The sequence below is a fragment of the Humibacter sp. genome, from assembly GCF_051954055.1.
Classification (GTDB): Bacteria; Actinomycetota; Actinomycetes; order Actinomycetales; family Microbacteriaceae; genus Humibacter.
This window is the reverse complement of record NZ_JBQCIE010000092.1, coordinates 17,472-43,531: the sequence shown is the minus strand read 5'-3', so window position 1 is coordinate 43,531 and position 26,060 is coordinate 17,472. Positions and strand designations below refer to the sequence as shown.

Sequence of the window (26,060 nt, the reverse complement as noted above, 5' to 3'; positions counted from 1 at the left end):
GGGTGCCGAAAACACCCGAAGAACCGGATGCCGCACCCCACGACGACGTGGAACCGCATAGGCCACGTAGGGGCCTGAAGGAGACGATGCGGCCCAGCGTGTTCTGGGCCATGGCCGGTGTGGTCGTCCCGATCGTCGGATCGATCGCTCGCTTCAAGGTGCACGGCCGCGAGAACCTGCCGCTGACCGGCGCATACATCATCGCGCCCAACCACTACAGCGAGATCGACCCGCTCGTCGTCGGCGCGATGATTTGGCGAAGGGGTCGCGCGCCGCGGTTCCTCGCCAAGGAGAGCCTGTTCTCGGTTCCCGTCGTCGGCTGGTTCTTGAAGCGCTCGGGGCAGGTGCCGGTCAGCCGCAGTCATGGCGGCCGCGGCGCCCCGATCGCGCAGGCGCAGCACATCGTCGACGACGGCAGCGTCGTGATCGTCTATCCAGAGGGCACCCTGACGCGAGATCCGGACCTGTGGCCGATGCGCGGCAAGACCGGAGCAGCCAGGCTCGCGCTCGACTACGGCATCCCCGTCATCCCCGTTGCGCATTGGGGCACGCAGCAGGTCATGGCGCGCTACTCGAAGAAGATCAGCGTCTTTCCCCGCAAGACGATCACGTTCTCGATCGGCAAGCCCGTCGACCTCTCGGCGTATCGCGACGGGCCGCGCACGGCGACCGTGCTGGCGGGTGCGACGGATGCGATCATGCAGGCGATCACGCGCGAGCTGGAGAAGCTGCGCGGCGAGAAGGCACCGGCCAAGCGCTGGGACCCGGCAGAGCACGCGCAGAGTGAGACGGGGCGCTTTGAGGGCTAAGCCGGCGCCGGCGAGGCGCGTCACGGTGCTCGGTGCCGGCAGCTGGGGAACGACGTTCGCGAAGGTGCTGGCCGACGGCGGCTCGCACGTGACCCTGTGGGCGAGGCGCCCGGAGGCGGCGCGGGAGATCCGCGAGGCCCGGCGTAACAGCCAATACCTCCCGGGCATCAACCTGCCGCGCAATCTCACTGCCACCTCCGATCTTGAGGAGGCCCTGACCCGGGCCGATCAGCTGTTCGTCTCCGTGCCCAGCCAGACTCTCCGGGAGAACCTGGTGACGCTCGGACCGATGCTGCCGGCGGACATCCCGGTCATCAGCCTGATGAAGGGCGTCGAGAAGAGCACGGGACTGCGGATGAGCGAGGTGATCGCCGAGGTGCTGGCGATCGATCCCGAGCGGATCGCCGTGGCGTCAGGCCCGAACCTCGCCCTTGAGATCGCGAAGAAGCAGCCCACGGCCGCGGTCGTCTCATCCGTCAGCATGGAGACGGCGCACGAGGTGGCTCTCGCCGCGCGCAACCCGTACTTCCGCTCGTTCGTGAACACCGACGTGATCGGCACCGAGTTCGGCGGCGTGCTGAAGAACCTGATCGCGGTGGCCATCGGCATCGTGGACGGCGTCGGCTACGGGGAGAACACGAAGGCGTCCATCATCACGCGCGGCCTTGTCGAGATGACCGACTTCGCGGTCGCGCACGGCGCCGAGCGTGAGACGCTCGCCGGGCTCGCCGGCCTCGGCGACCTCATCGCCACGTGCCAGTCGCCGCTCTCCCGCAACAACACCGCGGGACGTCTTCTCGGGCAGGGGTATGCGTTCGCGGAGGTCGTGAAGCAGATGAATCAGACCGCGGAGGGACTGGCATCCGTCGCACCGATCCTCGCCCTGGCGAAGGCGAAGGGCGTGCAGATGCCGATCGTCGAACAGGTCGGACAGGTGCTTGCCGGTACGCTTGCACCGGCGGATCTGGCCCCCCACCTGACCACCGACGACACCCCGCGGGGTGAAAGGACTTCGGATGACTCACAAGCGCGTCCTCGTGCTACTTTTCGGCGGGCGTTCGAGCGAGCATTCGATCAGCTGCGCCACGGCGGGCGGGGTACTCGGGGCGCTTGACCGCGACCGGTACGACGTCATTCCGGTCGGAATCACCCGCGACGGAGCCTTCGTGCTCGAGCGCGACGACCCCGCAGCGTTCGCCCTCGACCCCGACGCCCTCCCCGAGGTGCGCGATGACGGCAGCCGAGTGCGCTGGCCGGAGTCGACCCGTTCACGTGAGCTGACCGTCGAGCGTGACGGCGTCGTCACGTCGCTCGGCGAGGTGGATGTGGTGCTGCCGATCCTGCACGGGCTGTGGGGCGAGGATGGCACGATCCAGGGCCTCCTGGAGCTCACCGGCATCCCGTATGCCGGGTCGGGCGTGCTGGGGAGCGCTCTCGGCATGGACAAGCACTTCACGAAGGTCGTGCTGCAGGCGGCGGGCATCGCCGTCGCTCCGTGGGTGACCGTGCCGCGCGACGAATGGGAGCGCGGGCAGGATGTCGTCGCCGACCGGGTGCGCGAGCTCGGCTCGCCCCTGTTCGTGAAGCCGGCTCGCGCCGGGTCCAGCGTCGGTGTGACGAAGATCACGTCGGCGGAGGGCCTCTCGGATGCGCTCGACGTCGCGTTCGCCGAAGACGACAAGGCGCTGATCGAGTCGGCCGTGCGCGGACGCGAGGTGGAGATCGGGGTACTCGGCGGGCGCGCGGGGGAGCAGCCACGGGCATCCGTCGCCGGCGAGATCGTGGTGTCGGGTCGCGGGTTCTACGACTTCGAGGCGAAGTATCTGGATGCGCCCGGCATCGACCTCGTCTGCCCCGCGGACCTCACGGATGACCAGCTCGCCGAGATGCAGAGCCTCGCGGTGCGCGCGTTCCAGGCGATCGACTGCGCAGGACTCGCGCGCGTGGACTTCTTCCTCACCGAAGACGGGTGGGTGATCAACGAGGTGAACACGATGCCGGGGTTCACGCCGATCTCGATGTTCCCGAAGGTGTGGCAGGCGTCCGGGTTCAGCTACCCGGCGCTGATCGACGAGCTGATCGAGCTGGCCCTCGAACGCTAGCCTGACTGGGTCGTAGTGCTTGTCGGCGTCGGCGTCGGAGTGCCGGTCGGCGAGGTCACGTCGGACGTGCCGAGGCACTTCTCGTTCTTCTGCTGCGGGATCTCGCCGATCGCGTCGGCGAGGGCGGGAAGCACCGAGGCATCCGCCACTCCGCCCTTTCCGTGCTGGATCACGACCTCGGTCGCCGGCGTGCGGCCGAACGTGATGTAGCGAAGAGCCGACGCTGCCGGGTCATTCTCCAGTACCCAGTCGATGCCGTTGACCGTGATGCACGGTTTCGTCGTCGGGCCGATCGGGCTGACACCGCAGCGCAGCAGCACGACGGCCGGATCACCCCATGCGCTCGTCGCCTGCGCGTTCGTCTCGCGCTGAGCCTTGCCCGCGATCGAGTCGGGCAGGTGCACGATGACGTCGGCGCAGCGCGGGCTGTTGGCATCCGCTGCGGGCTGCATGGCGACGGTCGGAGCACATGCGGTCAGCAGAAGAACCGAGGCGGCGACGGCGAGCACAGCGGCGAGAGGGCGCCGGAAACGAGGGGGCATCGCCCCCACGATATAGGCGATTGAGGTGAGAGACCTGGGCGCTTGCGCGCAGGTCCGAACCGATTGAGCCTGTGAGCGACAAGGCTCGCGATAACGTGGCATGCATGGCGGATTCTGAGCGCGGGACGCGTGCTGACAGCGACCACTCTCAGTCCGGCGACGTGATGTCGAGGGATGCCGACACCGTCGCATCCGTGGGCGAGATCGCCACCTTGCGCCGCATCTTCCCGCGACTCCCGGAGTCGTCGGCGACGATCGTCGGGCCCGGCGATGACGCAGCGGTGCTCGCGGCGCCCGATGGCCGGTACGTCGTGACGACCGACATGATGATCGCCGGCCCGGACTTCCGTTGGGCATGGTCGTCGCCGACCGACATCGGCTGGAAGGCGGCCGCCACCAACCTCGCGGATGTCGCTGCTATGGGTGCGCGACCCACTGGGCTCGTGGTGGCGATCGCCGCGCCGACGGACACGCCGGTCGGCGTGCTCGAATCCGTGGCCGACGGCTTCCGGGATGCGTGCGAAGCTCTCGCACCGGGCTGCGGGGTGGTGGGCGGCGATCTCTCCGTGTCAGAGGCGTTCACCATCGCCGTGACCGCGTTCGGCGACCTCGAGGGGCGTCGCCCCGTGCTCCGCTCCGGCGCCCGTCCCGGAGACGTGGTCGCGGTGGCCGGAACGCTGGGTCGTGCTGCGCGTGGTCTGCGAGCGCTGTTCGCCGATGCGGTCGACACCGACGGGACACCGGATGCCCGCCTCGCCACCGACGTGGCGGCTCGCGTTCCCGAGGTGGCCGTGCAGCGTCGCCCGCAGCCGCCGATCGCCGCGGGAGTCGCCGCTGCCGAGGCGGGCGCGACCGCGATGCTCGATGTGAGCGACGGACTCGCGCTCGACGCGAGCCGCATTGCAGAGGCGTCGGCCGTACGGATCGACCTGCGCTCGGACGCGCTGGGCGACGACTCCGCGCTGGCGCTTGCCGGGGGAGAGGACCACGCGCTCCTGGCCTGCTTCCCCTCGGATGCCGCGCTGCCGGCGCCGTTCCGTGCGATCGGTGTCGTGCTGTCGAATGCGTCCGGGGAGCGGGGCGCGCTCGTGAGCGTGGACGGGCATCCATACGACGGCGCCCTCGGCTGGGACCCCTACTCCGGTTGGGACGGCGCCGCCGGCTGAGCGAACCACACCGCGGTCTCGCCGTACGACTTCGTGCGAACAAGCTCGAGCGCATCCGGCCAGTGCGGTTCGGGAGAGCGCGCGCTGCGCTCCACGACGACGAGCGCGTCCTCGCGCAGTCGAGGAACCAGCGCGGACAGCACGCCGCTCAGCTCCTCGTCGGAGACGTCGTACGGCGGATCGAGGAACACGAGGTCGAACGATAGACCTGCCGGTTGCGCGAGGTACAAGCGCACGGAGGTCTGACGAACGTCAACGCGCGGACGGATGCCGGTGCGCGCTCGCTCGCTCGCCTTCAGAACCGCAGCGGCGTTCGCCCGGCAGACGCCGGCTGCCTGCCCGTTCTGCTCGACGAGCACCGCGGATGCCGCGCCGCGGCTCACCGCCTCCAGCGCGAGCGCACCCGAGCCGGCATACAGGTCGAGAACGTTCATGCCGTGCACGGCATCCATCGCGTCGAGAGAGGAGAAGATCGCCTCGCGCACCCGGTCGCTCGTGGGCCGAGTGCCGGACCGGGGCACGGCAAGGCTCAGCGACCCGGCGAATCCGGACACGATGCGCGTCATGTGTTCGAGGGTATCGGCCGCGTTTGTGGTCAGATATCCGCCACACAAATCGGCACACGCTACACCCGCCGACCGCGCGCTACGCCTTCCGGCATCCGCTACACGAAAAGGCTGTAGCGGATGCCGATTGGTGTAGCGCGACCAGCGTCGCGTGCGACCGTCGGCTCGTACCAGGCCCATCGCGCGACGCGATGAAGCCGCGCACGAGCGTGTCGGTCGCCTGCTCTGTTCGCGCTGCGCGCTCAACAGACTCCATCGCCTCGGCAGAACGAGCAAGCTCGCTCTGCTCCCGGCTCAGTCGTCTGTAGCCTGGGTTCATGCCGCGGTCGCCTTCGGAACTCCTAGGGGAGTCCGGCGCGTCGTCCACGAGCGGCGGCACGGCATCCCGAGGGATCGGCCTCGACACGCCGCTGCGGACACTGCTCGGCGAGCGGGAGGCGGCGCTTTTCACACGAGCCTTCGGGTATCGCACAGTCGGCGACCTGCTGACGCACTACCCACGCCGGTACGCGCACCGTGGCGAGCTGACCGCCCTGGCAGACCTGCCGACCGACGAGGACGTGACCATCGTCGCCGAGGTGAAGCACTGCTCCACCCGGCCCATGCGGCAGCGTCACGGGACCATCGTCGAGGCGGTGATCTCCGACGGCACCGGAACGCTCTCGCTGACCTTTTTCAATCAGAAGTGGCGCGAGAACGAGCTGGTCCCTGGCCGTCGCGGCATCTTCGCCGGCAAGGTGAACCGCTACAAGGGCACGCCGCAGCTGACGCACCCGGAGTACGAGCTGTTCGACGCCGACGCGAGCGACGAGGATGCCGAGAGCTGGCAGAGCCGCCCGATCCCGATCTACCCCGCCACGTCGGCACTGGCGAGCTGGAAGATCGCGAAGACCATCAGGGAGGGGATCCTTCCGAGACTCGGCCACGTCGACGACCCGGTTCCGGATGCCATCGCGCGCGAGCGCAAGCTGGAGCGCTTCGGGAAGGCGCTGCGCGGCATCCACACACCGGCCGATGACGCCGACTGGCGGCGGGCAAGGGACACCCTGCGATACCAGGAGGCGTTCGTGCTGCAGGCCGCGCTGCTCCAGGAACGCGAGCGGCTGCGTGAGACCGCCGCCACCGCACGGATGCCCGTGGCCGACGGCTACGCGGCCCGCTTCGAGAAGGCACTCACGTTCGAGCTCACCGACGACCAACGCACGGTGGGCGACCAGATCGCGCACGACCTCGCGCAGCCTGTTCCGATGAACCGGCTCGTGCAGGGCGAGGTGGGCAGCGGCAAGACGGTGGTCGCGCTGCGCGCCATGCTGCAGGTCGCCGACAACGGCGGGCAGTCCGCGTTCCTCGCACCGACCGAGGTGCTCGCATCGCAGCACCTGCGGTCGATCGTCGCCGCGCTCGGCCCGGATCTCTCCGCCGAGCTCATGCCCACCCTGATCACCGGACGACTCACGGCGGCCGAGCGCAAGAAGGCGCTGCTGCGAGCGGTGAGCGGACAGGCGCAGATCGTCGTCGGCACGCACGCGCTGCTCAGCGAGAACGTTTCGTTCTTCGATCTGGGGCTCGTGGTGGTCGACGAGCAGCATCGCTTCGGTGTCGAGCAGCGAGACGTGCTGCGCGGCAAGGCATCCACTCCGCCGCACCAGCTCGTGCTGACCGCGACGCCGATTCCGCGCACGGTCGCGATGACGGTTTTCGGCGACCTCGACGTTTCGACGATCGCGCAGCTCCCGGCCGGGCGGCAGCGCATCGAGAGCTTCGTCGTGCCGCTGGCCGAGCATCCGCGCTGGGAGCAGCGCATCTGGGAGCGTGCTTCCGAGGAGATCGCAGCAGGACACCAGGTGTTCGTCGTCTGCCCGGCGATCAGTGCAAAGGAGACCGAAGACGACGAGCTGGCCGAACCGAGCGACACGGATGCCGACCGCGCGGCCACTCCCGTCGCCTCTGTCGAGCAGACCGTCGCCGCAATCCAGGCGAACCCGCTGCTGGCGGGCGTGCGCATCGCCGCACTGCACGGACGGATGCCCGCCGACGAGAAGGACTCCGTGATGCGCTCCTTCGCGGCAGGCGCGCTCGACCTCATCGTGGCGACGACAGTGATCGAGGTGGGGGTCGACGTGCCGAACGCGTCCGCGATGATCGTGCTCGACGCCGACCGGTTCGGCGTCTCGCAGCTGCACCAGCTACGCGGACGCGTCGGTCGCGGCAGCGTACCCGGCCTCTGCCTGTTCGTCACGGCCGCGGAGGCGGGAACACTCGCCCGAGAACGCGTCGACGCGGTCGCGGCCACGCTCGACGGCTTTGCGCTCGCCGAGGCCGACCTCGATCTCCGGCGCGAAGGCGACGTGCTCGGCAGCAACCAGTCCGGCGGCAGGTCCTCACTGCGACTTCTGCGCGTGGCCCGCGACGGCTCGGTCATCGAGAAGGCCAGAGCGGATGTCTCCGCGCTGCTCGAGAGCGACCCGAAACTGTCCGACCACCCGGCACTGGCATCCGCCATCGCCGATCGGTTGACGGAGCGTTCCCGCGACTTCCTGGCTCGCGCGTGACGTCCCGCCGAGCATCCGCTGAACGATAACGATCAGGTAAACCCCGGCCGCTATTCTGAAAGCCTATGAGCACTGGAGCCCTATGAGCAGGATCGCCGTTGTCCCCGGTTCGTTCGACCCGGTCACCCTGGGTCACCTCGATGTGATCTCTCGTTCGGCACGACTGTTCGACGAGATCCATGTGCTGGTGGTGCACAACCCCGACAAGAGCGCGATGCTGCCCATCGCCCAGCGAGTCTCGCTGTTGGAGCGATCCATCGCTGACGAACGGCTGCCGGGCAACATCATCGTGGCCGCGTGGAGCGTCGGCTTGCTCGTCGACTACTGCACCGACGTCGGAGCGAATGCGCTCGTCAAGGGCATCCGCTCTCAGGTCGATGTCGCCTACGAGACGCCGATGGCGATCGTGAACCGCGACCTGGCCGGAGTCGAGACCGTTTTCATGCTGCCCAATCCCGCGAACGCTCACGTGTCGAGCTCGCTGGTGCGTCAGGTCGCCGCGCTGGGCGGCGATGTCAGCCCGTACGTACCGCGTGCGGTATACGACTATCTGCAGGAAATATGAACACGCTCCCGACGAAACAACCGACGGATGCCGCGGCCGAGGCCACCGACACCGAACCGAGCATCACACCCGACGACCTTCGCGAAGAGGCGGAGCAGATCGCCGCCAACGTCGAGGCGGTGATCGACGGCAAGCACGAGGCGGTGCGGGTCGCGCTGACCGTGCTCCTGGCCGAGGGTCATCTGCTCATCGAGGACGTTCCAGGGGTGGGCAAGACCATGCTGGCGAAGGCGCTGGCGAAGTCGGTCGACTGCAGCGTGAGCCGCATCCAATTCACCCCAGACCTGCTTCCCTCGGATGTCACCGGCGTCTCGGTGTACAACCAGCCGGAGCGACGGTTCGAGTTCAAGCCGGGCGCGGTGTTCGCGAACATCGTGATCGGCGACGAGATCAACCGCGCCAGCCCGAAGACGCAGTCCGCCCTGCTGGAGTGCATGGAGGAGCGGCACGTCACCGTCGACGGATCCACGTATCCGCTTCCCGACCCGTTCATCGTGATCGCCACCCAGAACCCCGTGGAGATGGAGGGCACGTACGAGCTGCCCGAGGCGCAGCGCGATCGCTTCATGGCCCGCATCGCCATGGGCTACCCGGACGAGCAGGCGGAGATCGAGATGCTGACCGGGCGCGACACGTCCAGTCCGCTCTCTCGGATCGGCGCCGTGGTCACCAGCGACCGGCTGCGCGAGATGATGGCGCTGGCCAGGCGGGTGTTCGCGTCGGATGCCCTCAAGCAGTACGCGGTCGCCATCGCCCACGGCACACGCGACGACGCTGACCTGAGGCTGGGTGCGAGCCCGCGTGCGACGCTCCAGCTGGTGCGCGCGGCGAAGGCGCGGGCCGCGCTCGAGGGGCGCGACTTCGTGCTTCCTGACGATGTCGACGCGCTCGCGGTGCCCGTACTGGCTCACCGGTTGCTGCCCACCAGTCGTGCGATGGGGCAGCATCACGAGCGGGCCGCCGTGCTCGCGGATGTCGTCTCCCGCATCGTCGCGGCGACCCCCGTGCCCACGGGGCAACCGAAGTAGCCTGTGCCGCATGAGGGCCACACGTGCCCGGTCAGCAGCGCAGCGGCCGAGACCGACCTGGCGAGGCGCCGGGCTGGCACTGGCCGGCGCCCTCTCCCTGGTGGGCGCCGCGCTGTACGGCAGGGTGGACCTGCTCGTGCTCGGTCTGGTGCTGCTGCTCCTTCCGCTCGCCGCGGCGATCGCGGTCACGGTCGACCGGCCGTGGATCAGCGTCGCGCGCCAGTTCGAGTCCGACGTCGTCACGGCGGGCGAACCCGCACACGTCGCGGTCACGGTGCGCAACGAGGCGAGCCGCCGCGCGCCCAGCCTGAGGTGGCGGGATGCCTGCCCTCCCGGGCTCACGGCATCCTCCCTCGCCCCCCTCCCGCCGCTGGGCGAGCACGCCGCCGCCAGCCGCGACCACTCCGATTCCGCGACAGTGCGGTACTCGCTGGGCACCACGCTGCGAGGCGTGTTCTCCGTCGGCCCGCTGCTGCTGGAGCGCACGGATCCGTTCGGGCTCGTGCGGTGCCTGTACGCGGTGGGCTCCGGCAAGCCCCTGATCGTCGTTCCACGCGTGGACGACCTGGGGGAGGGCGAGTTCGACGTCTCGCGCAGCGAGGGGTACGAGCACGAGCTGGTGAAGCACAGCATCCCGAACGCCGACGAGCTGATCGCGCGCGACTACCGCCCAGGTGACCCGATGCGGCGCGTGCACTGGCGCGCCACCGCCCGGCACGACAAGCTCATGGTGCGACAGGAGGAGCCGCGCAGCAATCCGGAGACGTGGATGCTGCTGGACACCGACGGAGGGTCCAGGCTCGAGCACCGACACCTGCACGGCGATGGCGGGAACGATCGCTTCGAGACGGCTGTCGACCTCGCCGCATCCCTGGGCGCTCACCTGATCGACCAGGGCTACGTGCTGGGCGTGGCCGAGTCCGCCCCGCTTCAATTGCAGGGCAGGGCGGGGACCGGCCGCGCAGGACTGGCCGGGCTCGCCGTCTCGGCGTACGACCCGCCGGGTGGTGTGCACTCGCTCCTGGTCGGGCTGGCAGCCGCCGAACAGCGCCGGCGCGACAACGCCGATCCGGCCGGCGTGCTCGGCGCCGCGCTTCGCCGCAACCCGCAGGCGGTTCCGACGTTCGTGATCGTGGTCGAGGGCGACCACGACGAGTTGGCCGCGGTGGCATCGCTGCGTCCGCTGTGCGATCCAGCGGTGGTGTTCTTCGTCGGTGAACGCGCCGAGCTGCGCGAGCACTACGACCGGCGCGGCTGGACGTGCGTCGACGTGAGGGCGGGCGAGTCGCCGAGCGCAGCGTGGCACCGGGCGGGCATCCGCTCCGCGGTGGTGCACCATGGTTGACACGGCGAGAGCCAACGCTTCCGGCGGCCGGGCGCCGAACAGGTTGCCCGGCCTCTCTGGCCCGTCGTCATCGCGTGCCCGGTTCCAGGAGGCCGCGCCGCGGCTCTCGGTCCGCCAGGCCGACCTGCGTCGGAGCGGTGCGCTGCTCGCGCTCATGACCGCGCTCGCGGTCGCGCTCGTCGGACTCATCTCGGGTGCCGAGTGGTGGTGGGAGCTCCTGCTCACCTTCATCGTGGTCCTCGGCGTCGCGGCCGGATGCCGTGCGCTCGCTCTGCCACGCGCGCTGGCTCCCGTGCTCTCCCTCGTGGCGCTCGTGCTGCTCGTGACCGCACTCTTCGCGCCGCGGACCGCTCTGCTCGGGTTCATCCCGACTCCCGCCACGGCGGTGGAGTTCGTCGACCTCGTCTCCCGGGCCAGGGTCTCGTTCTACAACCAGGGCGTGCCCGCGGATCCGCTGCCGGAGTTCCTGTTCCTCATCGTGGCCGTCGGCGGCGTGATCGCCTGGACCTCCGATCTCGTCGCGATCGTGCTGCGCCGCCCGGCGCTCTCCGGGGTCGTGGTCGCCTCCGCGCTCATCGCGCCGGCCTCGCTGCTGGACGGCGGCATCTCGCCGGTCGCGCTCATCCTCTGTTCGGTCGCGTACCTGCTGCTGCTGCGAGTGGACGTGCGTGCGCGGCGGGGGACAGGCGCGGAGATCGCCACGTCGCTCTCCATCGCCGCCGGCGCCATCGTGGTCGCGCTCGTGATCGGCACGACCGCGCCAGGGTTCCAGCAGATCGGACGGCAGGCGATCCCCGCGGCCGGCGTGCTGTTCGGGCAGGGCGTGAACCCGCTGATCGACCTCGGAGCGGACCTGAGACGGCCGGTGCCTGTGACGGTGATCGACTACTCCACCACGGCGCCCTCGCCCGGCTATCTCCAGATGACGACGCTCGACGCGTTCTCCGGTGAGGTGTGGCGGCACACCAAGTCGCCGTCCACGTTCTTCAGCTCGTCGGCCTCGATCGGGGCGGCGCCGGGCCTCAGCAAGCACGTGAAGACCAGCAAAGTCGTCACCGAGGTGCAGGTGCACAACATGACGAGCCAGTGGCTGCCGGCGCCGTACCCGGTGTCGAACGTCGAGGGCCTCAACGGCAGCTGGGCGTGGGAGCGCAACGACCTCACGATCTCTGGTCTCACCGCCACGACGGTCGACCAGCAGTACACGGTGATCTCGAAGAACGTGCAGCCCACGGCCAAGCAGCTCAGGGACGCGGGCACGCGCTACCCGGACTCGGTGCAGGGCGACCTGACCGTTCCTCGCAACGCACCGAGCGTCATCCGTGCGACGGCGCTTTCGGTCACCGCAGGCGCGACCACTCCGTACGACATGGCGGTGGCGCTGCAGTCCTACTTCCACGACGGCGAGTTCCGTTACTCACTGGATGCTCCCAAGGACGGCGGGTACGACGGCGACACCCCCGGCACGATCGCCACGTTCCTCGAACAGAAGGCCGGCTACTGCGTGCACTTCGCCGCGGCCATGGTGTTCATGGCGCGCGAGCTCGGCATCCCGGCCAGGATCGGGGTCGGCTACCTGCCCGGCGTCATCACCGGCACGACGGGGTCGACCACGCAGTACCAGGTCACCTCGGACGATCTGCACGCCTGGCCGGAGCTGTACTTCCCCGGCATCGGCTGGGTGCCGTTCGAACCGACGGTCGGCCGCGGAACGGTGCCGGACTACAGCGCCGGTGCGGCGGCCACGCCGGTTCCGACGGACAGCTCGAGCGCCGGCGCCGCCGGCGGCCCGCAACGCAAGCTAGCCACCGATCAGCCCGTGACCGGCGGCAGCACCGTCGACACGGCGACCGCCGCGTTCTCCTCCAGCAGCAGCGTCGCGGCCGTCGGCCTGCTCATCCTGGCGATGCTGCTTGCGCCCGCCGTGCTGCGGCGCCGGATGCGCTCGAAGCGGCTCGCGACCGTGCGACAGGGCGGCGGTACCGCCTCCATGGCGTGGGCGGAGCTGCGAGCGTCGACGCTCGACCTCGGCCTCGCCGCACCTCCGACGGAGACTCCTCGCGCGTTCGCGGAGCGATTGCGCCGAACGTGGACGGATGCCGCGGGCGCAGAGCAGGATGCCGCGTCATCGGCCCTCGCCGAACTCGTGGAGGCGATCGAGGAGGAGAGGTACGGACCGCCCGGCGGGCGGTGGGCCGACCCGGCGCTCGCGGACGACGTCGTCACCGTCGTCGCGGCGTTGGCCGCCACCGCTGGACTGGCGAGGAGGATGCGCGCGACGCTGATCCCGGTGTCGCTGCTCGAGGGTCGACTGCGCGCCTCCGCCACCGCCCGCCCTGCGGCATGATGCCGGGGCGCCACGGGTAGAATCGTCGTTCGTGTCTCCCGCCGTTCGCAATCCCTATTCTCTCGGTGTCCGCGACCTGATGCACAGGCCGGGTGAGATGCGCGAGGAGTCCCTGACCATCGATGTGCCCGAGAAATTGGGTGAGGGACTCGTGAGCGTCGAGGCCGGCGCGCCTCTCGACCTCGACCTTCGCCTGGAATCCGTGCACGAGGGCATCCTCGTCTCCGGCGAGGCGTCGGCCGTCGCGAAGGGCGTCTGCGGGCGCTGCCTGACCGACATCGCGGAGCCGGTCCAAGTCGACTTCCAGGAGCTTTTCGCGTATCCTTCTGGGGAAGCTTTTGACTCCGAGGTTCACGACGACCACGTGGATCTTGAACCTCTTGTCAGGGATGCGGTGGTGCTGTCACTGCCGTTCCAGCCGGTGTGCCGACCGGATTGCCCTGGTCTCGACCCCGAGACCGGCGAACGGTTGGCCGATCTGCCGGATCGCGAACCCAGAAACCCCATCGACCCCCGGTGGGCTGCGCTCGCGGACTTCCCCGCTTCCGATGACGAGGCCGGTCGGAGCAGTTCGCCTGAACAGGCCGGCTCCCCAGACAGAGAAGAGTAGAGACATGGCTGTTCCCAAGCGGAAGAAGTCGCGCGCCAACACCCACGCACGCCGCTCGCAATGGAAGGCGCAGGTTCCGAACCTGGTCAAGACCGTGGAGAACGGCAAGGTGACCTACAGCCTTCCGCACCACGCGAAGGTCGTCGAGGACTCGGCCGGCACCGCGCTGTTCCTCGAGTACAAGGGCCGCAAGGTCGCCGACGTCTAGTCACGCGGCGCACGCGCAGCGTGCGCAATCGCAGGCGCGTACCGATAACGGTGCGCGCCTGAGTCGTGCTGCGGGCGCGTCGATCGGCGAGCTGCAGGCGCGTCTCGGAGTCAGCATCGACCCCGAGCTGCTGACGCTGGCGCTCACGCACCGTTCGTACGCGTACGAGCACGGAGGCATCCCGAACAACGAGCGCCTCGAGTTCCTCGGCGACTCGATCCTCGGACAGGCCGTGACCGTGAAGCTGTACCGCGACTATCCGCGGCTCGACGAGGGAGGGCTCGCCAAACGTCGTGCATCACTGGTGAGCAGTGTCGCGCTGGCCGAGGTGGCGCGGGGCATCGGACTGGGCGAGTTCGTGCTGCTCGGCCGCGGCGAGGCATCCAGCGGCGGCGCGGACAAATCGTCGATCCTCGCCGACACGGTCGAGGCGATCATCGGAGCGGTCTATCTGGATGCCGGTGGCGACGTCGCGACGGCGCTGGTGCTGCGCCTCATCGAACCGCTGCTCGATGACCCGGACCGGTTCGGTGCGGCGATGGATCCGAAGACCAGCCTGCAGGAGCTGGCGGCACGCCACGCGGCGCCGCCACCGCAGTACGTGGTGACCGACACCGGCCCCGATCACAACAAGACGTTCCATGCCAGGGTGACGGTCGAGGGCGTCGTCACCGCCACCGGCGAGGGGACGAGCAAGAAGAACGCCGAGATGGCGGCGGCCCTGCAGGCGTGGTCGGTGGCCAACTCCGGCGGGGCGACCGACGAGACGGCCGACGACAGCAGTGCCCGAGCTTCCCGAGGTTGAGGTGGTGCGTGCCGGTCTCGAACCGGCCGTCGCCGACGCCGTGATCTCCTCCGTCGAGGTGCTCGACGAGCGCGCCATCACCCGGCACGATCGCGCCAGGGGCGATATGTCCGCCCTGCTGACGGGGCGGCGGATACTCGGAGCCGCTCGCCGAGGCAAGTTCCTCTGGCTGCCTCTCGCGAGCAGTACGGCCGCCGTCGAGCCGCGGGCATCCTGGCGGCCGGACAAGGCGGATCGGTCCGACGAGGATGCGCTGCTTCTGCACCTCGGCATGAGCGGGCAGGTGCTGCTGCGCGATCCCGGGGCACCGCTCGAACGTCACGCGCGCGTGCGGCTGATGGTCGAGCATCCGGTGCACGGGGAACTCGCCGTGCACTTCGTGGACCAGCGCACGTTCGGCTCGCTCGCCGTCGACCGGATGCTTCCGACCCCCGACGGGGCCGCCGGAGGATTCGGCGTCGACCAGCCGCGGCTACCCAGCCAGGTGGCGCACATTGCGCGCGACCCGCTGGATCCCGCGTTCGACGATCGCCGGTTTCTGACGGCGCTTGCTACCCGGCGCACGACGGTCAAGCGCGCACTGCTGGATCAGACGCTCGTCAGCGGCGTCGGCAACATCTACGCCGACGAGGCGCTGTGGGCCGCCCGGATCCACTTCGACCAGCCGACCGCTCGGTTGTCGACGCGCAAGGCGCGCGAGCTGCTCGCCGAGGTGCGCGCGGTGCTGCACAAAGCGCTGGCCGAGGGCGGAACCAGCTTCGACGCGCAGTACGTGAACGTGAACGGCGCATCCGGGTACTTCGCGCACAGCCTCAACGCCTACGGCCGCGACGGTCAGCCGTGCCCGAGGTGCGGAACGGCGATGGTGCGGGCCTCGTTCATGAACCGGTCGTCGCATTACTGCCCGCGCTGCCAGCGTCTGCGGTGACCGCGGGAACGACCCCTCAGGGAACGAGCACGATGCGCTCGCCGTGCACCTCGCCCCGCTCGATCGCAGCGTGCGCTGCAGCGGCATAGTCCAGTGGTGCTCGGCGGATGCGTGGCGTCGGCAACGCCCTGGACGCCGTGGCTTTCATGATGGCATCGGCCGCCCTGACGAGTTCGTCGACGGTGGCGTTGCTGATCGCGAAGCCGACCACCGAACGGTCGTGCGTGTACAGCTCCCCGAACTCGAGCACGTCGTGCCGCGAGATCCCGGCGACGAGCACGATGCGGCCGCGCTCGGCGAGCAACCCGACCGCCTGCGAGAGCGTGAGCGTCCCTGAGGTGTCGAGCCAGACATCCGCTCCGGTGCCCCGGTCGTCGGGATCGCGTAGCGCCGCCTCGACCTCGGCGCCGGCGCGCTCGCTGCGGTAGTCGACGGCGGTCGCGCCCGACGCGGTGAGACGTTCGAGGTCGCGCGCGCCGGCCGTGGTGACGACGCGGCAGCCCATCAAGCGTGCGAAGGCGACGGCGAACGAGCCGACGTTGCCACCTCCTCCGCCGACGAACGCCGTTCCGCCTCCTGCGAGGCGACCGTGCTCGACGAGAGCGAGCCACGCGGTCGCCGCTGGATGCACGGTCGCGATGAACTCGACCGGGTCGACGTCGCGCGGCAGGCGGTAGAGCCGGTCCGCGGGCACGCACGCGAACTCCGCCGCGGCGCCCTGCCGACCGCCGTGGCCCAGGCTGTTGCTCCAGACAAGGTCGCCGACGCTGAACCGCGACATCTCGGAGCCGAGCGCTTCGACCGTGCCCACGACATCGCGCCCCACGACGAACGGGAAGGTGATCGGTGTGCGGAAGGCGCCGCTGCGCACGAACGTGTCGACCGGATTCACGGTCGTGGCGATCACCCGAACCAGCACCTCGTGCGCGGCGGGCTGCGGCACCGGCAGCTCCTCCAGCAGGATGGACTCCGCCGGCCCGAGCCGATGGATGACCGCGGCTCGCATGGATTCTTCGATCGCAGCGCCCATTCGATCAACCTATGCCGCGTCGCGCTATGCCGCGTCGCCGGCGCGAACCGGCTCCTGTCCGTCGGCGCCCGGCAACTCGAGCCGGAACGACGCGCCCCACGGAGTGCCGGTCGTGTCGACGGCGGTGAGCGTGCCGCCGAGGCGAGCGGTGAGCCGCTGCGCTATGGAGAGACCGAGTCCCGTGCCGACGGCCCTCGTCTGCCGGTACTTGTCGTGCAAGGCACCGCGAACGAAAGCGGTGTCGCGATCCTCGGCCGTGAGCCCGGCACCACTGTCGCTCACCGTGACGGCGACGCGCGAGCCGTCATCCGCCGTAGCGAGCGCGCTCGCCTCCACGGCGACGGCCCCGCCGGACGGGGTGGCACGCAACGCGTTCTCGAGCAGGCCGTCCACGATCTGCCGCAGGCGATGTGCATCCGTGTTCGCGATGACACCGGGGTGCACGTCGGTGCGCAGTTCGACGCCTCCCGACGAAGCGACCGCGCGCCACGCGGCCGCGGCCTCTGCCATGACGCCGGCGATGTCGACCGGTGTCAGCTCTGCGGCGAAGTCGTGCGCCTCCAGTCGCGCGAGCTCGAGCAGGTCGGCGACGAAACGGTCGAGGCGGCGAGTCTCGGTGAGCATCGTGGATCCCACGTCACGGGCATCCTCCGCACCAACGACGCCGTCGGCGAGGGCCTCGGCGTAGCCGCGAAGCGCGGTCAGTGGCGTGCGCAGGTCGTGCGAGATGGACAGCAGGAACTCCCGCTGGCGTGCCTCGCTGACCGTGAGCGCGTCGTCGAGTTCGTCGAGCGCGTTGACCACGTCGGAGACCTCCACCGTGGCGGTATGCGGCAGCTCAACGTTGCGGTCGCCCTTCGCGAGCCTGCGGGCCGCCGCCGCGGTTCTCGACAGCGGCCGCGACACGACGCGGGCGAGGAGGATGCCTGACCCGATCGCCACGGCCAGCCCGACCGCCAGCGCGATCAGCAGCTGGCCGGCCACCCTGGACACCGCGGCATCCACGGAGTTGAGCGACCGGGCGACCACGACGGTGCCGCCGTCGATGGCCTGCCTGGCCTCCACGATGAACCGTCGCCCGCCGAGTTCCACGGTCGTCGACAGGGTGGAGCCCTGCTCGAGCCGTTGCCGCACCTTGGGCCGAAGCACGACGCCGATCGATCCGGTGACCGTACCGTTCGTGTTGATCAACGCCACCTTCGGCTCGCCGGAGCCCGAGGTCTGCGCGTTCACCCGCTGCTCCAGCTGGTTCTGCGGCAGCGCCGCCAGCTGATCGGCCAGTGTCGACGCCTCGGAGCGGGCGTCGCCGAGGGAGGCGGCGCGCACAAGACCGAGCGACACGGCACCCGCGACCACGGCGGAGACCAGGGCGACGGCGACCGTCGTGAACACGATGCGCCCGGCGAGGGTCCGGGGGAGGAGGCGCATGTCAGAGCGCCGATCGCGGCACGCCGCTGCGGGCATCCGTGGTCTGCTCGGAGGCGACCGGCGCGTCGATGGCGTAACCGACACCGCGCACCGTGCGGATGCCCGACCCGGCGCCCAGCTTCGCCCGTAGCTGGGCGATGTGCACGTCCACCGTCCTGCCGGACGCGTAGTCGGCGTGGCCCCACACCGAGGAGAGCAGCTGCTCTCGGGTGAACACGCGACCGGGGGACCGCGCCAGGTACGACAACAGGTCGAACTCGGTGGCCGTCAGGGTCAGCTCGGCGCCGTCGAGCGTCGCCGACCGGGTGTCCTGATCCAGCACGAGAGTGCCGAGGCGAATGTCGTGCCGGCTCGGGACCCCGTGCGCGCGCCGCAGCACGACCTTGAGCCGGGTCACGAGTTCCCTCGGCGAGAACGGTTTGGTGAGGTAGTCGTCGCCGCCGAGTTCCAGCGCGACGAGGCGCTCGATCTCGTCGTCGCGCGCCGTCACGAAGATGATCGGCGTCCAGTCGTCGTCGGCGCGCAGGCGCCTGCACAGCTCGATGCCGTCCACGCCGGGGAGCCCGACATCCAGCACGATCGCGACCGGACGGCGGGTCCGGATGACCGCCAGTGCCGCATCCCCGTCGCCGACGACTTCCACACCGAAGCCGGCTCGCGTGAGATAGAGCCGTTCGAGGTCGGCGATGGCGCGCTCGTCTTCGACAACGACGACGAGTCCGGGGCGCGCATCCATGGCTCCATTCAAGCCGGTGCCGGATGCCCCTGCCTCTGCTCATCTGGGCTCTCAGACAACCCTTACATTCCCCGAACACGCGCCCGACGACCATCGCACACGCGTTTGCGACTCTCGATGGGTCGTACCGTGCGAGCCGCGCTCGCCGGTCAGAGCGGTCCCGGGCACCGTCACGGGAGCAGAGCGAAGGGAACACCATGAAGGAACCGAACAATGCCGTGAAGAACACGGACATCGCGAGCGGACTCCGTCGACGGGTCGCGAAGGAACGCCTCGTGCTGGCGGTTGCCGGTGTGACGGCCGCGGCCGCCGTGGTCGGCGGTGTCGCCGCAGCGTCCGTACCGGCTTCGTCCACCCAGACCGTGGCCATGCGCACCGTGGCGACCACATCGCCGATCGTGCCCGTCTCAAGCACGTCAGGCTCGAAGGGCCACCTCTGCGGCGCCGTCCTGCTCGTGGTGAAACGCGACTACGACCGTGTGCCCGACGCGCTGCGCAAAGACGTGGCATCCGCTCGTCACCAGTCCTCGACGCCCGCCAAGCGCACTGCTCTGGAGAACGTGCTGAAGAAGGCGCAGTCCGGGGGCTACGGCACCGACGTCGAAGCGGTGGCGAAGCACACGAAGACGCTCGCCGGCTTCAAGGCGGCGTGGGATCGCCTGCCATCCGCCCTTCGCGACGACGTGAAGAAGGCGAGGGCGGCGAGCGGCGACGAGCGCCTCTCCGACGTCAAGGCCATCGCGTCGAAGGCGGAGTCCGGTGGCTACGGCGACCGGGTGAAGGATGCGATCGGCAAGGTGAAGACGCGACTCGACAAGTGCATCGCGCGCGTGCAGGGCTCCGGATCCACGAGCAAGCCGACGACGCCGTCCACCGGCACGCCGGCGCCGAGCACGCCGGCGCCGAGCACGCCGGCACCGAGCACGCCGTCGCCGACATCGACGACGGGGGCCTGACCGTCACTCCAGATGCTTCTGCCAGGTGCCGTTGAGGGCGATCGCCTCGTAGCCCAGCGCGTCGTTGATCGCCCGCATGGGGCCGTTCTCCGCGGCGTTCCAGGTGAGGACGCGCTCGACCGCCGGCGCCACTCGCGCCAGCGCCCGCAGGTTCGCGAGCTTCACCGCCAGACCCAGCCGGTGCCCGCGATGCGCGGCGACCACGAGGGTGTCCCACTGCTCGACCTTCTTGGAGCCATGGGCCACGAGCAGGATCGTGTACGCCACGACCGCTCCGGTGGCCTCGTGCACGGCCGCAGCGACCAGGGTCGGCTCGCCGGCTTCGATCCAGCGCTGCTCCTCGTCGCGCACCCGCTGGGTGTCCCAGTGCTCCGGGTCGAGCACGATCCCCTCGTGCGGCACGTCGAGCACCATGCGTGCGCGAGCGGCGGCATAACCGTCGACGAGTTCGTCCGGGCAACGCTGCCACCACGTGACGATCCGGTACCCGGCACCGTGCTCGTCGGCGTCCCGCTGCAGGCGCTCGTGCACGTCGTCCGGAAGCGGCAGCGACTGCCGGCTGACCAGCTCCACCTGGCCCAGGTGGTAGCCCGACTCGAGTGTGAACCGTGTCGCCTCGTCCATCGGCAGTCCGGTGGGGCCGGCCTCAGGAGCCACGGTGCGGGCATCCGGCGGGATGTCCGCCAGCACGTGCTCGGTGAACGCCGAGATGTCGACGCGCCCGGCATCGGCGACGAGCTCCTCGCCCTGCCTGAGCAGAGCAGCCCCGATGCCGTGCCGGCGCGCTGCCGGGATGACGTGCACCTCGATCTCCGCGGTCGTCGCATCCTCCTCGAGAGGCACGGTGACCAGCAGCCGACCGGTGGGGACGCCGTCGAGCCGAGCGAGGTAGAGCATCCGGAGGCGGAAGGGGCTGTCGCGGTACCAGGCCAGCTGGTCGGAGGGGTCGTAGACGAAGTCGTCGTTGTGCCACAGGTGAAGGGCGCAGTCGTTGCCGACGTCGACGAATCCGGCGAAGTCGCCGCTGTCGGCGGCATCCATGCTCTCGGGCACCGTCACCCGTTCGATCGTCACCCGCATAGGACTCTCCCCGCACCGGCAATCAGCGGACCAGCCTACAGATGACTGAGGCGAGAGTCACGCGAGCTTGCTCGCATGACCGAGCCGATGGAGTCTGTTGAGCGTCGCGACGCGAACAGATGACTGAGGCGAGAGTCACGCGAGCTTGCTCTCGTGGCCGAGCCGATGGAATCTGTTGAGCGTCGCGACGCGAGCAACGACCTGCCGGCTCCCGCGCCAGGGGTCGGGTACCGTAGAGACGGCCTCGCGGCCCGTGAAGCGCAGACGGGCTCGTGCCGGGCATCAGAAGGGGGCGCCGGTTGCATCTGAAGAGCTTGACGCTCAAGGGCTTCAAGTCCTTCGCACAGCCGACGACCTTCGCGTTCGAACCCGGCGTCACGTGCATCGTCGGCCCGAACGGCTCGGGCAAGTCGAACGTCGTGGATGCCCTCGCCTGGGTCATGGGGGAGCAGGGCGTCAAGACGCTCCGCGGCGGAAAGATGGAAGACGTCATCTTCGCCGGAACCTCCACCAGAGGTCCTCTCGGTCGCGCAGAGGTGACGCTCACGATCGACAACGCCGACGGGGCGCTGCCGATCGAGTACTCCGAGGTGACGATCAGCCGCACGCTGTTCCGCAACGGCGGCAGCGAGTACGCCATCAACGGCAAGCAGTGCCGGCTGCTCGACGTGCAGGAGCTGCTCAGCGACTCCGGACTCGGCCGCGAGATGCACGTCATCGTCGGTCAGGGGCAGCTGGATGCCGTGCTGCACGCCAGCCCCGACGACCGACGCGGCTTCATCGAGGAGGCCGCCGGCATCCTGAAGCATCGCAGGCGCAAGGAGAAGACGCTTCGCAAGCTCGAGGCGATGCAGACCAACCTCACCAGGCTCAGCGATCTCGCCGGCGAGATCCGCCGGCAGCTGAAGCCGCTCGGCGCTCAGGCAGAAGTGGCCAGGGAGGCGCAGACGATCGCCGCGATCGTGCGCGACGCCCGTGCACGGCTGCTGGCCGACGAGGTCGTCGGGCTGCGAGCGGCACTCGACGACTACTCGCGTGACGAGTCGCAGCGGCACAGCGAACGCATCGTGCTGCAGGAGCAGCTTGAGCAGAAGCAGTTGCGCATCGCGCGCATCGAGCAGGAGCAGGTCGGCGACGCGGTCGACGCGGCCCGCCGCACCGCATTCGCACTCGAGTCGGCGCAGGAGCGGCTGCGCTCCCTGTACACGCTGGCCAACCAGCGGCTGGCGCTCCTCGGCTCGCAGGCGGACCTCTCCGAGTCGGCCCGCACCGTCAGCCCCGACATGATCGAGGCGTCGAAGGCCGAGGCGGCGCTGCTGCGCGGCGGCGTGGGCGAAGCGGATGCTGCCGTGTCGGCCGCGCAGTCGGCCACCCGTGCCGCCCGTTCCCGGCTCGACGCGCTCGATGAGCAGATCGCCGCCCAGAGCGCTCTCGTCTCGCAGCACGACCTCGAGCTCACGAAGCTCGCGGGGCAGGCGGATGCCGCAGCGCAGCGGCTCGCGGCGCTCCGCGGCGAGGTGCTCCGCCAGCGCAATCAGCTCGAGGCTGCCGAGCAGCGCAGGACAACAGCCGAGGAGGCGTTGGCCGACAGCGAGGGAGACTCGCCGCTCGGACCGGATGCTCAGAGCGAGCTCGCCGAAGCGTACGAGGTCGCGCAGGCGTCGGTGTTCGAGGCGGAGGCCGAGATCGAGCGGCTGCGCGACGAGCTGCGCACGCTGGAACGCGAGCGCGATGCGCTGTCCGGTCAGGTGAACGCGCTCGGCCGTGCGCTCGAGGCGCGAGACGGGTCAGCCGCACTCATCGCCGCAGGGCGGAAAGGTGTTGATGGCCGCGTCGCCGACGCCATCAAGGTCGAGCCGGGGTTCGAGGCCGCCATCGCGGCCGCGCTGGGTTCGTTGGCGGACGCGGTGCTGGTCGCCGACAGAGACGCCGCCGTCGACGCGGCACGGTTCGCCAGGGCCGAGGATCTGGGTTCCATCGAGCTCGTGGTCGGATCGCGGGCTGCCGGCCGGAACGTCGAAGCCGATCAAGCGCTCGCCGAGCTGCCGAAAGGTGCGCGCCGTGCCGATCAGCTGCTCCTGGCCGGCACCGACAGCATCCGCGCTCTGCTGCGGCACTCCGCGATCGTCGCCGATCTCGATGAGGCGCACCGGCTCTGGCCGGCTCTTGCTGACAGCGATACCGTGCTCGTCACGCGCGCCGGCGAGGTGTTGTCGAGCCACACGCTCAAGGGCGGCTCGGGCAACGGGGCCGGCCGTATCGAGCTGCTGGCCGAGCGAGACGCAGCGGCCGCGCGCCTGGACGAGCTGGAGTCGGCCATCACGACCGCGAAGGCGGAGCACGACGGCCAGCGGGAGGCCCTGCAGGCGGCGAAGCAGGCATCCGCCGCGGCGTTGACGCAGTTGCGCGCGTACGACGCCCAGCTCGCCGAGCAGACCGAGAGGTCCAGCCGGCTGACCGCGCAGCTCGAGGCGGCGAACGCGGAGGCCGGGCGCATCGAGCGCGGCATCGCCGAGTCAGAGGCCAAGGTCGCCGAGGCGGAGCAGGCCGCCGCCGCCGCCAAGCGTGCGCACGAGACGCATGCATCGAAGCCGCGGCCCATCCTCGACGTCGGAGAACGGGACGCCGTCTCCGCCGAGCTCGAGTCCTGTCGCGAGGCCGAGGTCCAGGCGCGGATGGCCGCGGAGACCGCCCGGGAGCGGGTGCGTGCCGAAGAGACGCGAACCGCCTCGCTCGTCAAGCGGCTCGAGGAGGAACGCGCTGCGGCCGCGGAGGCGGCCAGGCGTGAGGTCGTGCGTAGGCATCAGGTGGATGCCGCGGAACGGGTCATCGCGGCGCTGCCGAGTGTTCTCGACTCCGTCGACCGGTCCGTGAGCAGTGCGCGAACGGAACTGGCCGCTGCCGAGGCCGCCCGAGCCGGCCAGAACGAGGAGCTCATGGCACTGCGCCGCGACGAGGCGGCGCTGCGCGACAGGCTCCAGGCGGTCAGCGAGAGCGTGCACGGGCTCGAGCTGCAGATCTACGAGAAGAAGCTGCACCTCTCGTCTCTCTTGGAACGCGCGGGCAGCGAGCTCGGCCTGGTGGGGGACGTGCTGGTCGCCGAGTACGGCCCAGAGGTGCCGATTCCGGCGGAGTCCGAGGACGGCGATGAGCGCCCGTTCGTGCGCTCCGAGCAGGAGAAGCGGCTGCAGGATGCCGAGCGCAAGATGGGCAGGCTGGGCCGCGTGAACCCGCTGGCGCTCGAGGAGTTCGCCGCGCTCGAGCAGCGCCACAAGTTCCTCACCGAACAGCTCACCGACCTCGCTAACGCGCGCAAGGACCTGCTCACGATCATCGCCGACATCGACGAGCGCATGCAGGGAATCTTCTCGGACGCGTTCGAGGACACGCGGCGTTCATTCGCCGACGTATTCCCGGTGTTGTTCCCCGGCGGTAGCGGCAGCATCCGGCTCACCGACCCCGACGACCTGCTGACGACGGGCATCGAGGTGACCGTGCGACCGGCGGGCAAGAAGATCGAGCGGCTCTCGCTGCTCTCCGGCGGCGAGCGATCGCTGGCAGCCGTGGCGTTCCTGCTGGCCATCTTCAAGGCGCGGCCAAGCCCCTTCTACATCATGGACGAGGTGGAAGCAGCGCTCGACGACGCCAACCTCGGCCGCCTGCTCACGACGTTCGAGGACCTCAGGGCGGACAGCCAGCTGATCGTCATCACGCACCAGAAGCGCACGATGGAGATCGCGGACGCCCTGTACGGTGTCTCGATGCGTCAGGACGGCGTCTCGGCCGTCGTCGGGCAGCGGGTTGCCGAGCGCGAGGCAAGGGCAGAGGCCGTCGAGGAAGAGCGCCAGTCCGCCTGACCGCCCTTACGGGAGCTCTCTCGCGGCCCGGATGACTCCGCCTGGGTCACGCTCGCTCTTCAGCGCGCGCAGCCTCGCGATCGACTCCTCGTCGTACGCGTCGGCAAGGGTCGCACGGTGGTCCATCAGCGTCGCCACGTTGCCGGTGGCGGGAGTGGTGGCCACGGCGGATGCCAGCGGCGCGAATGCCGCGCTCGTCTCGCCGAGTGCGCTAGCAGGGGGTGCGAACACGCTGGCGCCAAGGTAGGCGGGAGCCGCAACGTGCGCTGCGATCGCGTGCGAGCGATCCCCGCCGACCAGTGCACCACCGAACGGACGCACCTCCAGTCGGCTCAGCCCCTGCGCGGATGCGTCGTGGAACGCCTGCACGAGTCCCGCGGCCGACTGAGCGTCGTAGCCGCTGGTCGCGCTGCTCCAGTCCTCGAACCCCATCGGATCGGTCGGCTCGGCCGCGACGGCCGCCAGGTCTTCGATCCCGAACGCCCGGAAGGTGTCGGCCACGGGTGCACCGACCGAACGCAGCGCCGCGATTCGGGACGCCCCGGAGGCGGCGTCACCGACGTGCAGCGCGGCGACCGACGCGAGCGTCTTGCCGCGGAGCGGCTCCGGCAGCCCCGGTGCGTCGGGAAAGTTCATCATGCCGAACGAGAGTCCGAGCGCGGGCTCCGCGGCCGCCACCTCGAACACCGCGGTGAGCAGGTCGGCGGCGCGGTCGGCCGGAAACAGTAGCGCGCCGCCGTACAGCTCATCGCCTTCGAAGAGCGAGAACTCGATGGCGGTGACCACGCCGAAGAGCCCGCCCGCACCGCGGAGAGCCCAGAGCAGCTCCGGGTCGCTATCGTCGGTGACGCGCCGGAACTCGCCGGAGGCATCCACGAGCTCTACTGCCGTGATCGCCGGCGCCTGCAGGCCGTATGCGCGGCCGAACATGGAGTGTCCGCCGTCCAGCGAATACCCGACCGTGTTCACCTCGGGATTGCTGCCGGCCAGCGCGATCAGCCCCGTCCCTTTCAGCTGCTGGAGCACCCGACCCCAGTTGACTCCGGCGCCGACACGCGCCGTTCGGTGCTCCGCGTCGATGGAGATCTCGTCGAAAGCGTGCGGACGCACGAGCACGATCCCGGAGAGATCGCGTGCGGCCGCATGTCCGTTCGGCTGGGTCAGTACACCGAGGCCGGATGCGGCCGCCGTTCGCACGATCTGCTGCACATCTGGCACGTCCGCCGGAACGGCGACCGCAGCCGGCCGCTGGTCGACGGCCAGGTTCCAGGCGAGTCTGGCCTCGTCGTATCCGTCGTCATCGGGAAGGAACAGGCTGCCGGAAAGGCCGGTGCGAAGGTCGTCGATGGAGGAAGTCGTCTGCATGCGCCAGACACTAGTAGCGGCCACTGACATCGTAG

At 69.9% G+C, this 26,060-nt stretch carries 22 protein-coding genes; 15 read left to right on the top strand and 7 right to left on the bottom strand.

The genetic code is table 11. The annotated features are described in order from the left end of the window. The first annotated feature begins 2 nt into the window (after positions 1-2). Genes ACTHNC_RS10140 through ACTHNC_RS10130 form a run of 3 tightly spaced genes read left to right on the top strand, consistent with a single transcriptional unit; the run spans position 3 to position 2,911 of the window. Positions 3-809 carry a lysophospholipid acyltransferase family protein gene (locus tag ACTHNC_RS10140; RefSeq protein ID WP_440294478.1) on the top strand — a complete coding sequence of 269 codons (807 nt, stop codon included), beginning with the start codon at positions 3-5 and terminating at the stop codon, positions 807-809. Then, a complete protein-coding gene (locus ACTHNC_RS10135) occupies positions 799-1,923 on the top strand; it encodes an NAD(P)H-dependent glycerol-3-phosphate dehydrogenase (RefSeq protein WP_440294477.1) in 1,125 nt (374 codons plus the stop codon). The genes ACTHNC_RS10140 and ACTHNC_RS10135 overlap by 11 nt, the downstream gene beginning before the upstream one ends. Beyond that, the gene (locus ACTHNC_RS10130; protein ID WP_440294476.1) at positions 1,826-2,911 is read left to right on the top strand and encodes a D-alanine--D-alanine ligase family protein; all 1,086 of its coding nucleotides are present in this window, start codon (positions 1,826-1,828) and stop codon (positions 2,909-2,911) included. The genes ACTHNC_RS10135 and ACTHNC_RS10130 overlap by 98 nt, the downstream gene beginning before the upstream one ends. Here the strand turns inward: ACTHNC_RS10130 and ACTHNC_RS10125 are convergent. Then, on the bottom strand, positions 2,908-3,453 hold the full coding sequence (locus ACTHNC_RS10125; RefSeq protein ID WP_440294475.1) for a DUF3515 family protein: 546 nt from the start codon (positions 3,451-3,453) through the stop codon (positions 2,908-2,910). The genes ACTHNC_RS10130 and ACTHNC_RS10125 overlap by 4 nt on opposite strands. A 164-nt stretch (positions 3,454-3,617) precedes the next feature. Here ACTHNC_RS10125 and ACTHNC_RS10120 point away from each other — a divergent pair, with 164 nt between their 5' ends. Beyond that, positions 3,618-4,619: a thiamine-phosphate kinase gene (locus tag ACTHNC_RS10120; RefSeq protein ID WP_440294707.1), complete on the top strand. Its 1,002-nt coding sequence runs from the start codon at positions 3,618-3,620 to the stop codon at positions 4,617-4,619. Here ACTHNC_RS10120 and rsmD read toward each other — a convergent pair. Next, positions 4,589-5,185: a 16S rRNA (guanine(966)-N(2))-methyltransferase RsmD gene (gene rsmD / locus ACTHNC_RS10115; protein WP_440294474.1), complete on the bottom strand. Its 597-nt coding sequence runs from the start codon at positions 5,183-5,185 to the stop codon at positions 4,589-4,591. The two genes, ACTHNC_RS10120 and rsmD, sit on opposite strands and share 31 nt — an antisense overlap. A gap of 317 nt (positions 5,186-5,502) precedes the next feature. Between rsmD and ACTHNC_RS10110 the strand changes: the two genes are divergently transcribed. The 9 genes from ACTHNC_RS10110 to mutM all read left to right on the top strand — a co-directional run bounded on the left by ACTHNC_RS10110 (position 5,503) and on the right by mutM (position 15,573). Next, positions 5,503-7,737, top strand: coding sequence for an ATP-dependent DNA helicase RecG (locus tag ACTHNC_RS10110; RefSeq protein ID WP_440294473.1), 2,235 nt, complete (start codon positions 5,503-5,505; stop codon positions 7,735-7,737). A gap of 82 nt (positions 7,738-7,819) precedes the next feature. Continuing rightward, positions 7,820-8,302 (top strand): pantetheine-phosphate adenylyltransferase, encoded by a 483-nt coding sequence (gene coaD, locus ACTHNC_RS10105; protein WP_440294472.1) that lies wholly within the window; start codon positions 7,820-7,822, stop codon positions 8,300-8,302. Next, on the top strand, positions 8,299-9,330 hold the full coding sequence (locus tag ACTHNC_RS10100) for an AAA family ATPase (protein WP_440294471.1): 1,032 nt from the start codon (positions 8,299-8,301) through the stop codon (positions 9,328-9,330). Before coaD ends, ACTHNC_RS10100 begins: the two co-directional genes overlap by 4 nt. Positions 9,331-9,340: 10 nt before the next feature. Beyond that, positions 9,341-10,675, top strand: coding sequence for a DUF58 domain-containing protein (locus ACTHNC_RS10095; RefSeq protein WP_440294470.1), 1,335 nt, complete (start codon positions 9,341-9,343; stop codon positions 10,673-10,675). Then, the gene (locus tag ACTHNC_RS10090; RefSeq protein WP_440294469.1) at positions 10,668-13,022 is read left to right on the top strand and encodes a transglutaminase TgpA family protein; all 2,355 of its coding nucleotides are present in this window, start codon (positions 10,668-10,670) and stop codon (positions 13,020-13,022) included. The genes ACTHNC_RS10095 and ACTHNC_RS10090 overlap by 8 nt, the downstream gene beginning before the upstream one ends. A 97-nt stretch (positions 13,023-13,119) precedes the next feature. Further along, positions 13,120-13,632, top strand: a complete 513-nt coding sequence (locus ACTHNC_RS10085; protein WP_440294706.1) for a YceD family protein — start codon at positions 13,120-13,122, stop codon at positions 13,630-13,632. A gap of 4 nt (positions 13,633-13,636) precedes the next feature. Beyond that, the gene (rpmF, locus tag ACTHNC_RS10080; protein WP_440294468.1) at positions 13,637-13,840 is read left to right on the top strand and encodes a 50S ribosomal protein L32; all 204 of its coding nucleotides are present in this window, start codon (positions 13,637-13,639) and stop codon (positions 13,838-13,840) included. Between the two features lie 58 nt (positions 13,841-13,898). Beyond that, entirely contained in the window at positions 13,899-14,645 is a 747-nt protein-coding gene (gene rnc, locus ACTHNC_RS10075) for a ribonuclease III (protein WP_440294705.1), read from the top strand. Further along, positions 14,623-15,573, top strand: a complete 951-nt coding sequence (gene mutM / locus ACTHNC_RS10070; RefSeq protein WP_440294467.1) for a bifunctional DNA-formamidopyrimidine glycosylase/DNA-(apurinic or apyrimidinic site) lyase — start codon at positions 14,623-14,625, stop codon at positions 15,571-15,573. Before rnc ends, mutM begins: the two co-directional genes overlap by 23 nt. A 16-nt stretch (positions 15,574-15,589) precedes the next feature. Here mutM and ACTHNC_RS10065 read toward each other — a convergent pair whose 3' ends face one another. From ACTHNC_RS10065 to ACTHNC_RS10055, 3 genes are read right to left on the bottom strand one after another with little or no spacing between them, the layout of a single operon-like run. Next, positions 15,590-16,603: a zinc-binding dehydrogenase gene (locus tag ACTHNC_RS10065; protein WP_440294466.1), complete on the bottom strand. Its 1,014-nt coding sequence runs from the start codon at positions 16,601-16,603 to the stop codon at positions 15,590-15,592. Positions 16,604-16,627: 24 nt separating this feature from the next. Then, the gene (locus ACTHNC_RS10060) at positions 16,628-18,031 is read right to left on the bottom strand and encodes a sensor histidine kinase (RefSeq protein WP_440294465.1); all 1,404 of its coding nucleotides are present in this window, start codon (positions 18,029-18,031) and stop codon (positions 16,628-16,630) included. A gap of 1 nt (position 18,032) precedes the next feature. Continuing rightward, positions 18,033-18,767: a response regulator transcription factor gene (locus ACTHNC_RS10055; protein ID WP_440294464.1), complete on the bottom strand. Its 735-nt coding sequence runs from the start codon at positions 18,765-18,767 to the stop codon at positions 18,033-18,035. 197 nt (positions 18,768-18,964) lie between these two features. Here ACTHNC_RS10055 and ACTHNC_RS10050 point away from each other — a divergent pair, with 197 nt between their 5' ends. Beyond that, positions 18,965-19,723: a hypothetical protein gene (locus tag ACTHNC_RS10050; protein WP_440294463.1), complete on the top strand. Its 759-nt coding sequence runs from the start codon at positions 18,965-18,967 to the stop codon at positions 19,721-19,723. 3 nt (positions 19,724-19,726) lie between these two features. Here the strand turns inward: ACTHNC_RS10050 and ACTHNC_RS10045 are convergent, their stop codons facing one another. Continuing rightward, positions 19,727-20,803, bottom strand: a complete 1,077-nt coding sequence (locus ACTHNC_RS10045; protein WP_440294462.1) for a GNAT family N-acetyltransferase — start codon at positions 20,801-20,803, stop codon at positions 19,727-19,729. A 299-nt stretch (positions 20,804-21,102) separates the two neighbouring features. On the opposite strand from ACTHNC_RS10045, the gene smc reads away from it, so the two are divergent. Then, positions 21,103-24,660, top strand: a complete 3,558-nt coding sequence (gene smc, locus ACTHNC_RS10040; protein WP_440294461.1) for a chromosome segregation protein SMC — start codon at positions 21,103-21,105, stop codon at positions 24,658-24,660. Between the two features lie 6 nt (positions 24,661-24,666). Here the strand turns inward: smc and ACTHNC_RS10035 are convergent, their stop codons facing one another. Next, positions 24,667-26,025 carry an FAD-binding oxidoreductase gene (locus ACTHNC_RS10035; protein ID WP_440294460.1) on the bottom strand — a complete coding sequence of 453 codons (1,359 nt, stop codon included), beginning with the start codon at positions 26,023-26,025 and terminating at the stop codon, positions 24,667-24,669. Positions 26,026-26,060 lie beyond the last annotated feature (35 nt).

What these genes read in the sequence shown, in the direction of transcription:
- ACTHNC_RS10100 (WP_440294471.1), top strand. Translation starts at nt 8,299, where the DNA reads ATGAACACGCTCCCGACGAAACAACCGACGGATGCCGCGGCCGAGGCC.
- ACTHNC_RS10110 (WP_440294473.1), top strand. Translation starts at nt 5,503, where the DNA reads ATGCCGCGGTCGCCTTCGGAACTCCTAGGGGAGTCCGGCGCGTCGTCC.
- ACTHNC_RS10050 (WP_440294463.1), top strand. Translation starts at nt 18,965, where the DNA reads ATGAAGGAACCGAACAATGCCGTGAAGAACACGGACATCGCGAGCGGA.
- ACTHNC_RS10045 (WP_440294462.1), bottom strand. Translation starts at nt 20,803, where the DNA reads ATGCGGGTGACGATCGAACGGGTGACGGTGCCCGAGAGCATGGATGCC.
- ACTHNC_RS10060 (WP_440294465.1), bottom strand. Translation starts at nt 18,031, where the DNA reads ATGCGCCTCCTCCCCCGGACCCTCGCCGGGCGCATCGTGTTCACGACG.
- ACTHNC_RS10125 (WP_440294475.1), bottom strand. Translation starts at nt 3,453, where the DNA reads ATGCCCCCTCGTTTCCGGCGCCCTCTCGCCGCTGTGCTCGCCGTCGCC.
- rpmF (WP_440294468.1), top strand. Translation starts at nt 13,637, where the DNA reads ATGGCTGTTCCCAAGCGGAAGAAGTCGCGCGCCAACACCCACGCACGC.
- ACTHNC_RS10090 (WP_440294469.1), top strand. Translation starts at nt 10,668, where the DNA reads ATGGTTGACACGGCGAGAGCCAACGCTTCCGGCGGCCGGGCGCCGAAC.
- ACTHNC_RS10095 (WP_440294470.1), top strand. Translation starts at nt 9,341, where the DNA reads ATGAGGGCCACACGTGCCCGGTCAGCAGCGCAGCGGCCGAGACCGACC.
- ACTHNC_RS10120 (WP_440294707.1), top strand. Translation starts at nt 3,618, where the DNA reads ATGTCGAGGGATGCCGACACCGTCGCATCCGTGGGCGAGATCGCCACC.
- coaD (WP_440294472.1), top strand. Translation starts at nt 7,820, where the DNA reads ATGAGCAGGATCGCCGTTGTCCCCGGTTCGTTCGACCCGGTCACCCTG.
- ACTHNC_RS10065 (WP_440294466.1), bottom strand. Translation starts at nt 16,603, where the DNA reads ATGGGCGCTGCGATCGAAGAATCCATGCGAGCCGCGGTCATCCATCGG.
- ACTHNC_RS10055 (WP_440294464.1), bottom strand. Translation starts at nt 18,767, where the DNA reads ATGGATGCGCGCCCCGGACTCGTCGTCGTTGTCGAAGACGAGCGCGCC.
- ACTHNC_RS10035 (WP_440294460.1), bottom strand. Translation starts at nt 26,025, where the DNA reads ATGCAGACGACTTCCTCCATCGACGACCTTCGCACCGGCCTTTCCGGC.
- ACTHNC_RS10085 (WP_440294706.1), top strand. Translation starts at nt 13,120, where the DNA reads ATGCGCGAGGAGTCCCTGACCATCGATGTGCCCGAGAAATTGGGTGAG.
- ACTHNC_RS10130 (WP_440294476.1), top strand. Translation starts at nt 1,826, where the DNA reads ATGACTCACAAGCGCGTCCTCGTGCTACTTTTCGGCGGGCGTTCGAGC.
- rsmD (WP_440294474.1), bottom strand. Translation starts at nt 5,185, where the DNA reads ATGACGCGCATCGTGTCCGGATTCGCCGGGTCGCTGAGCCTTGCCGTG.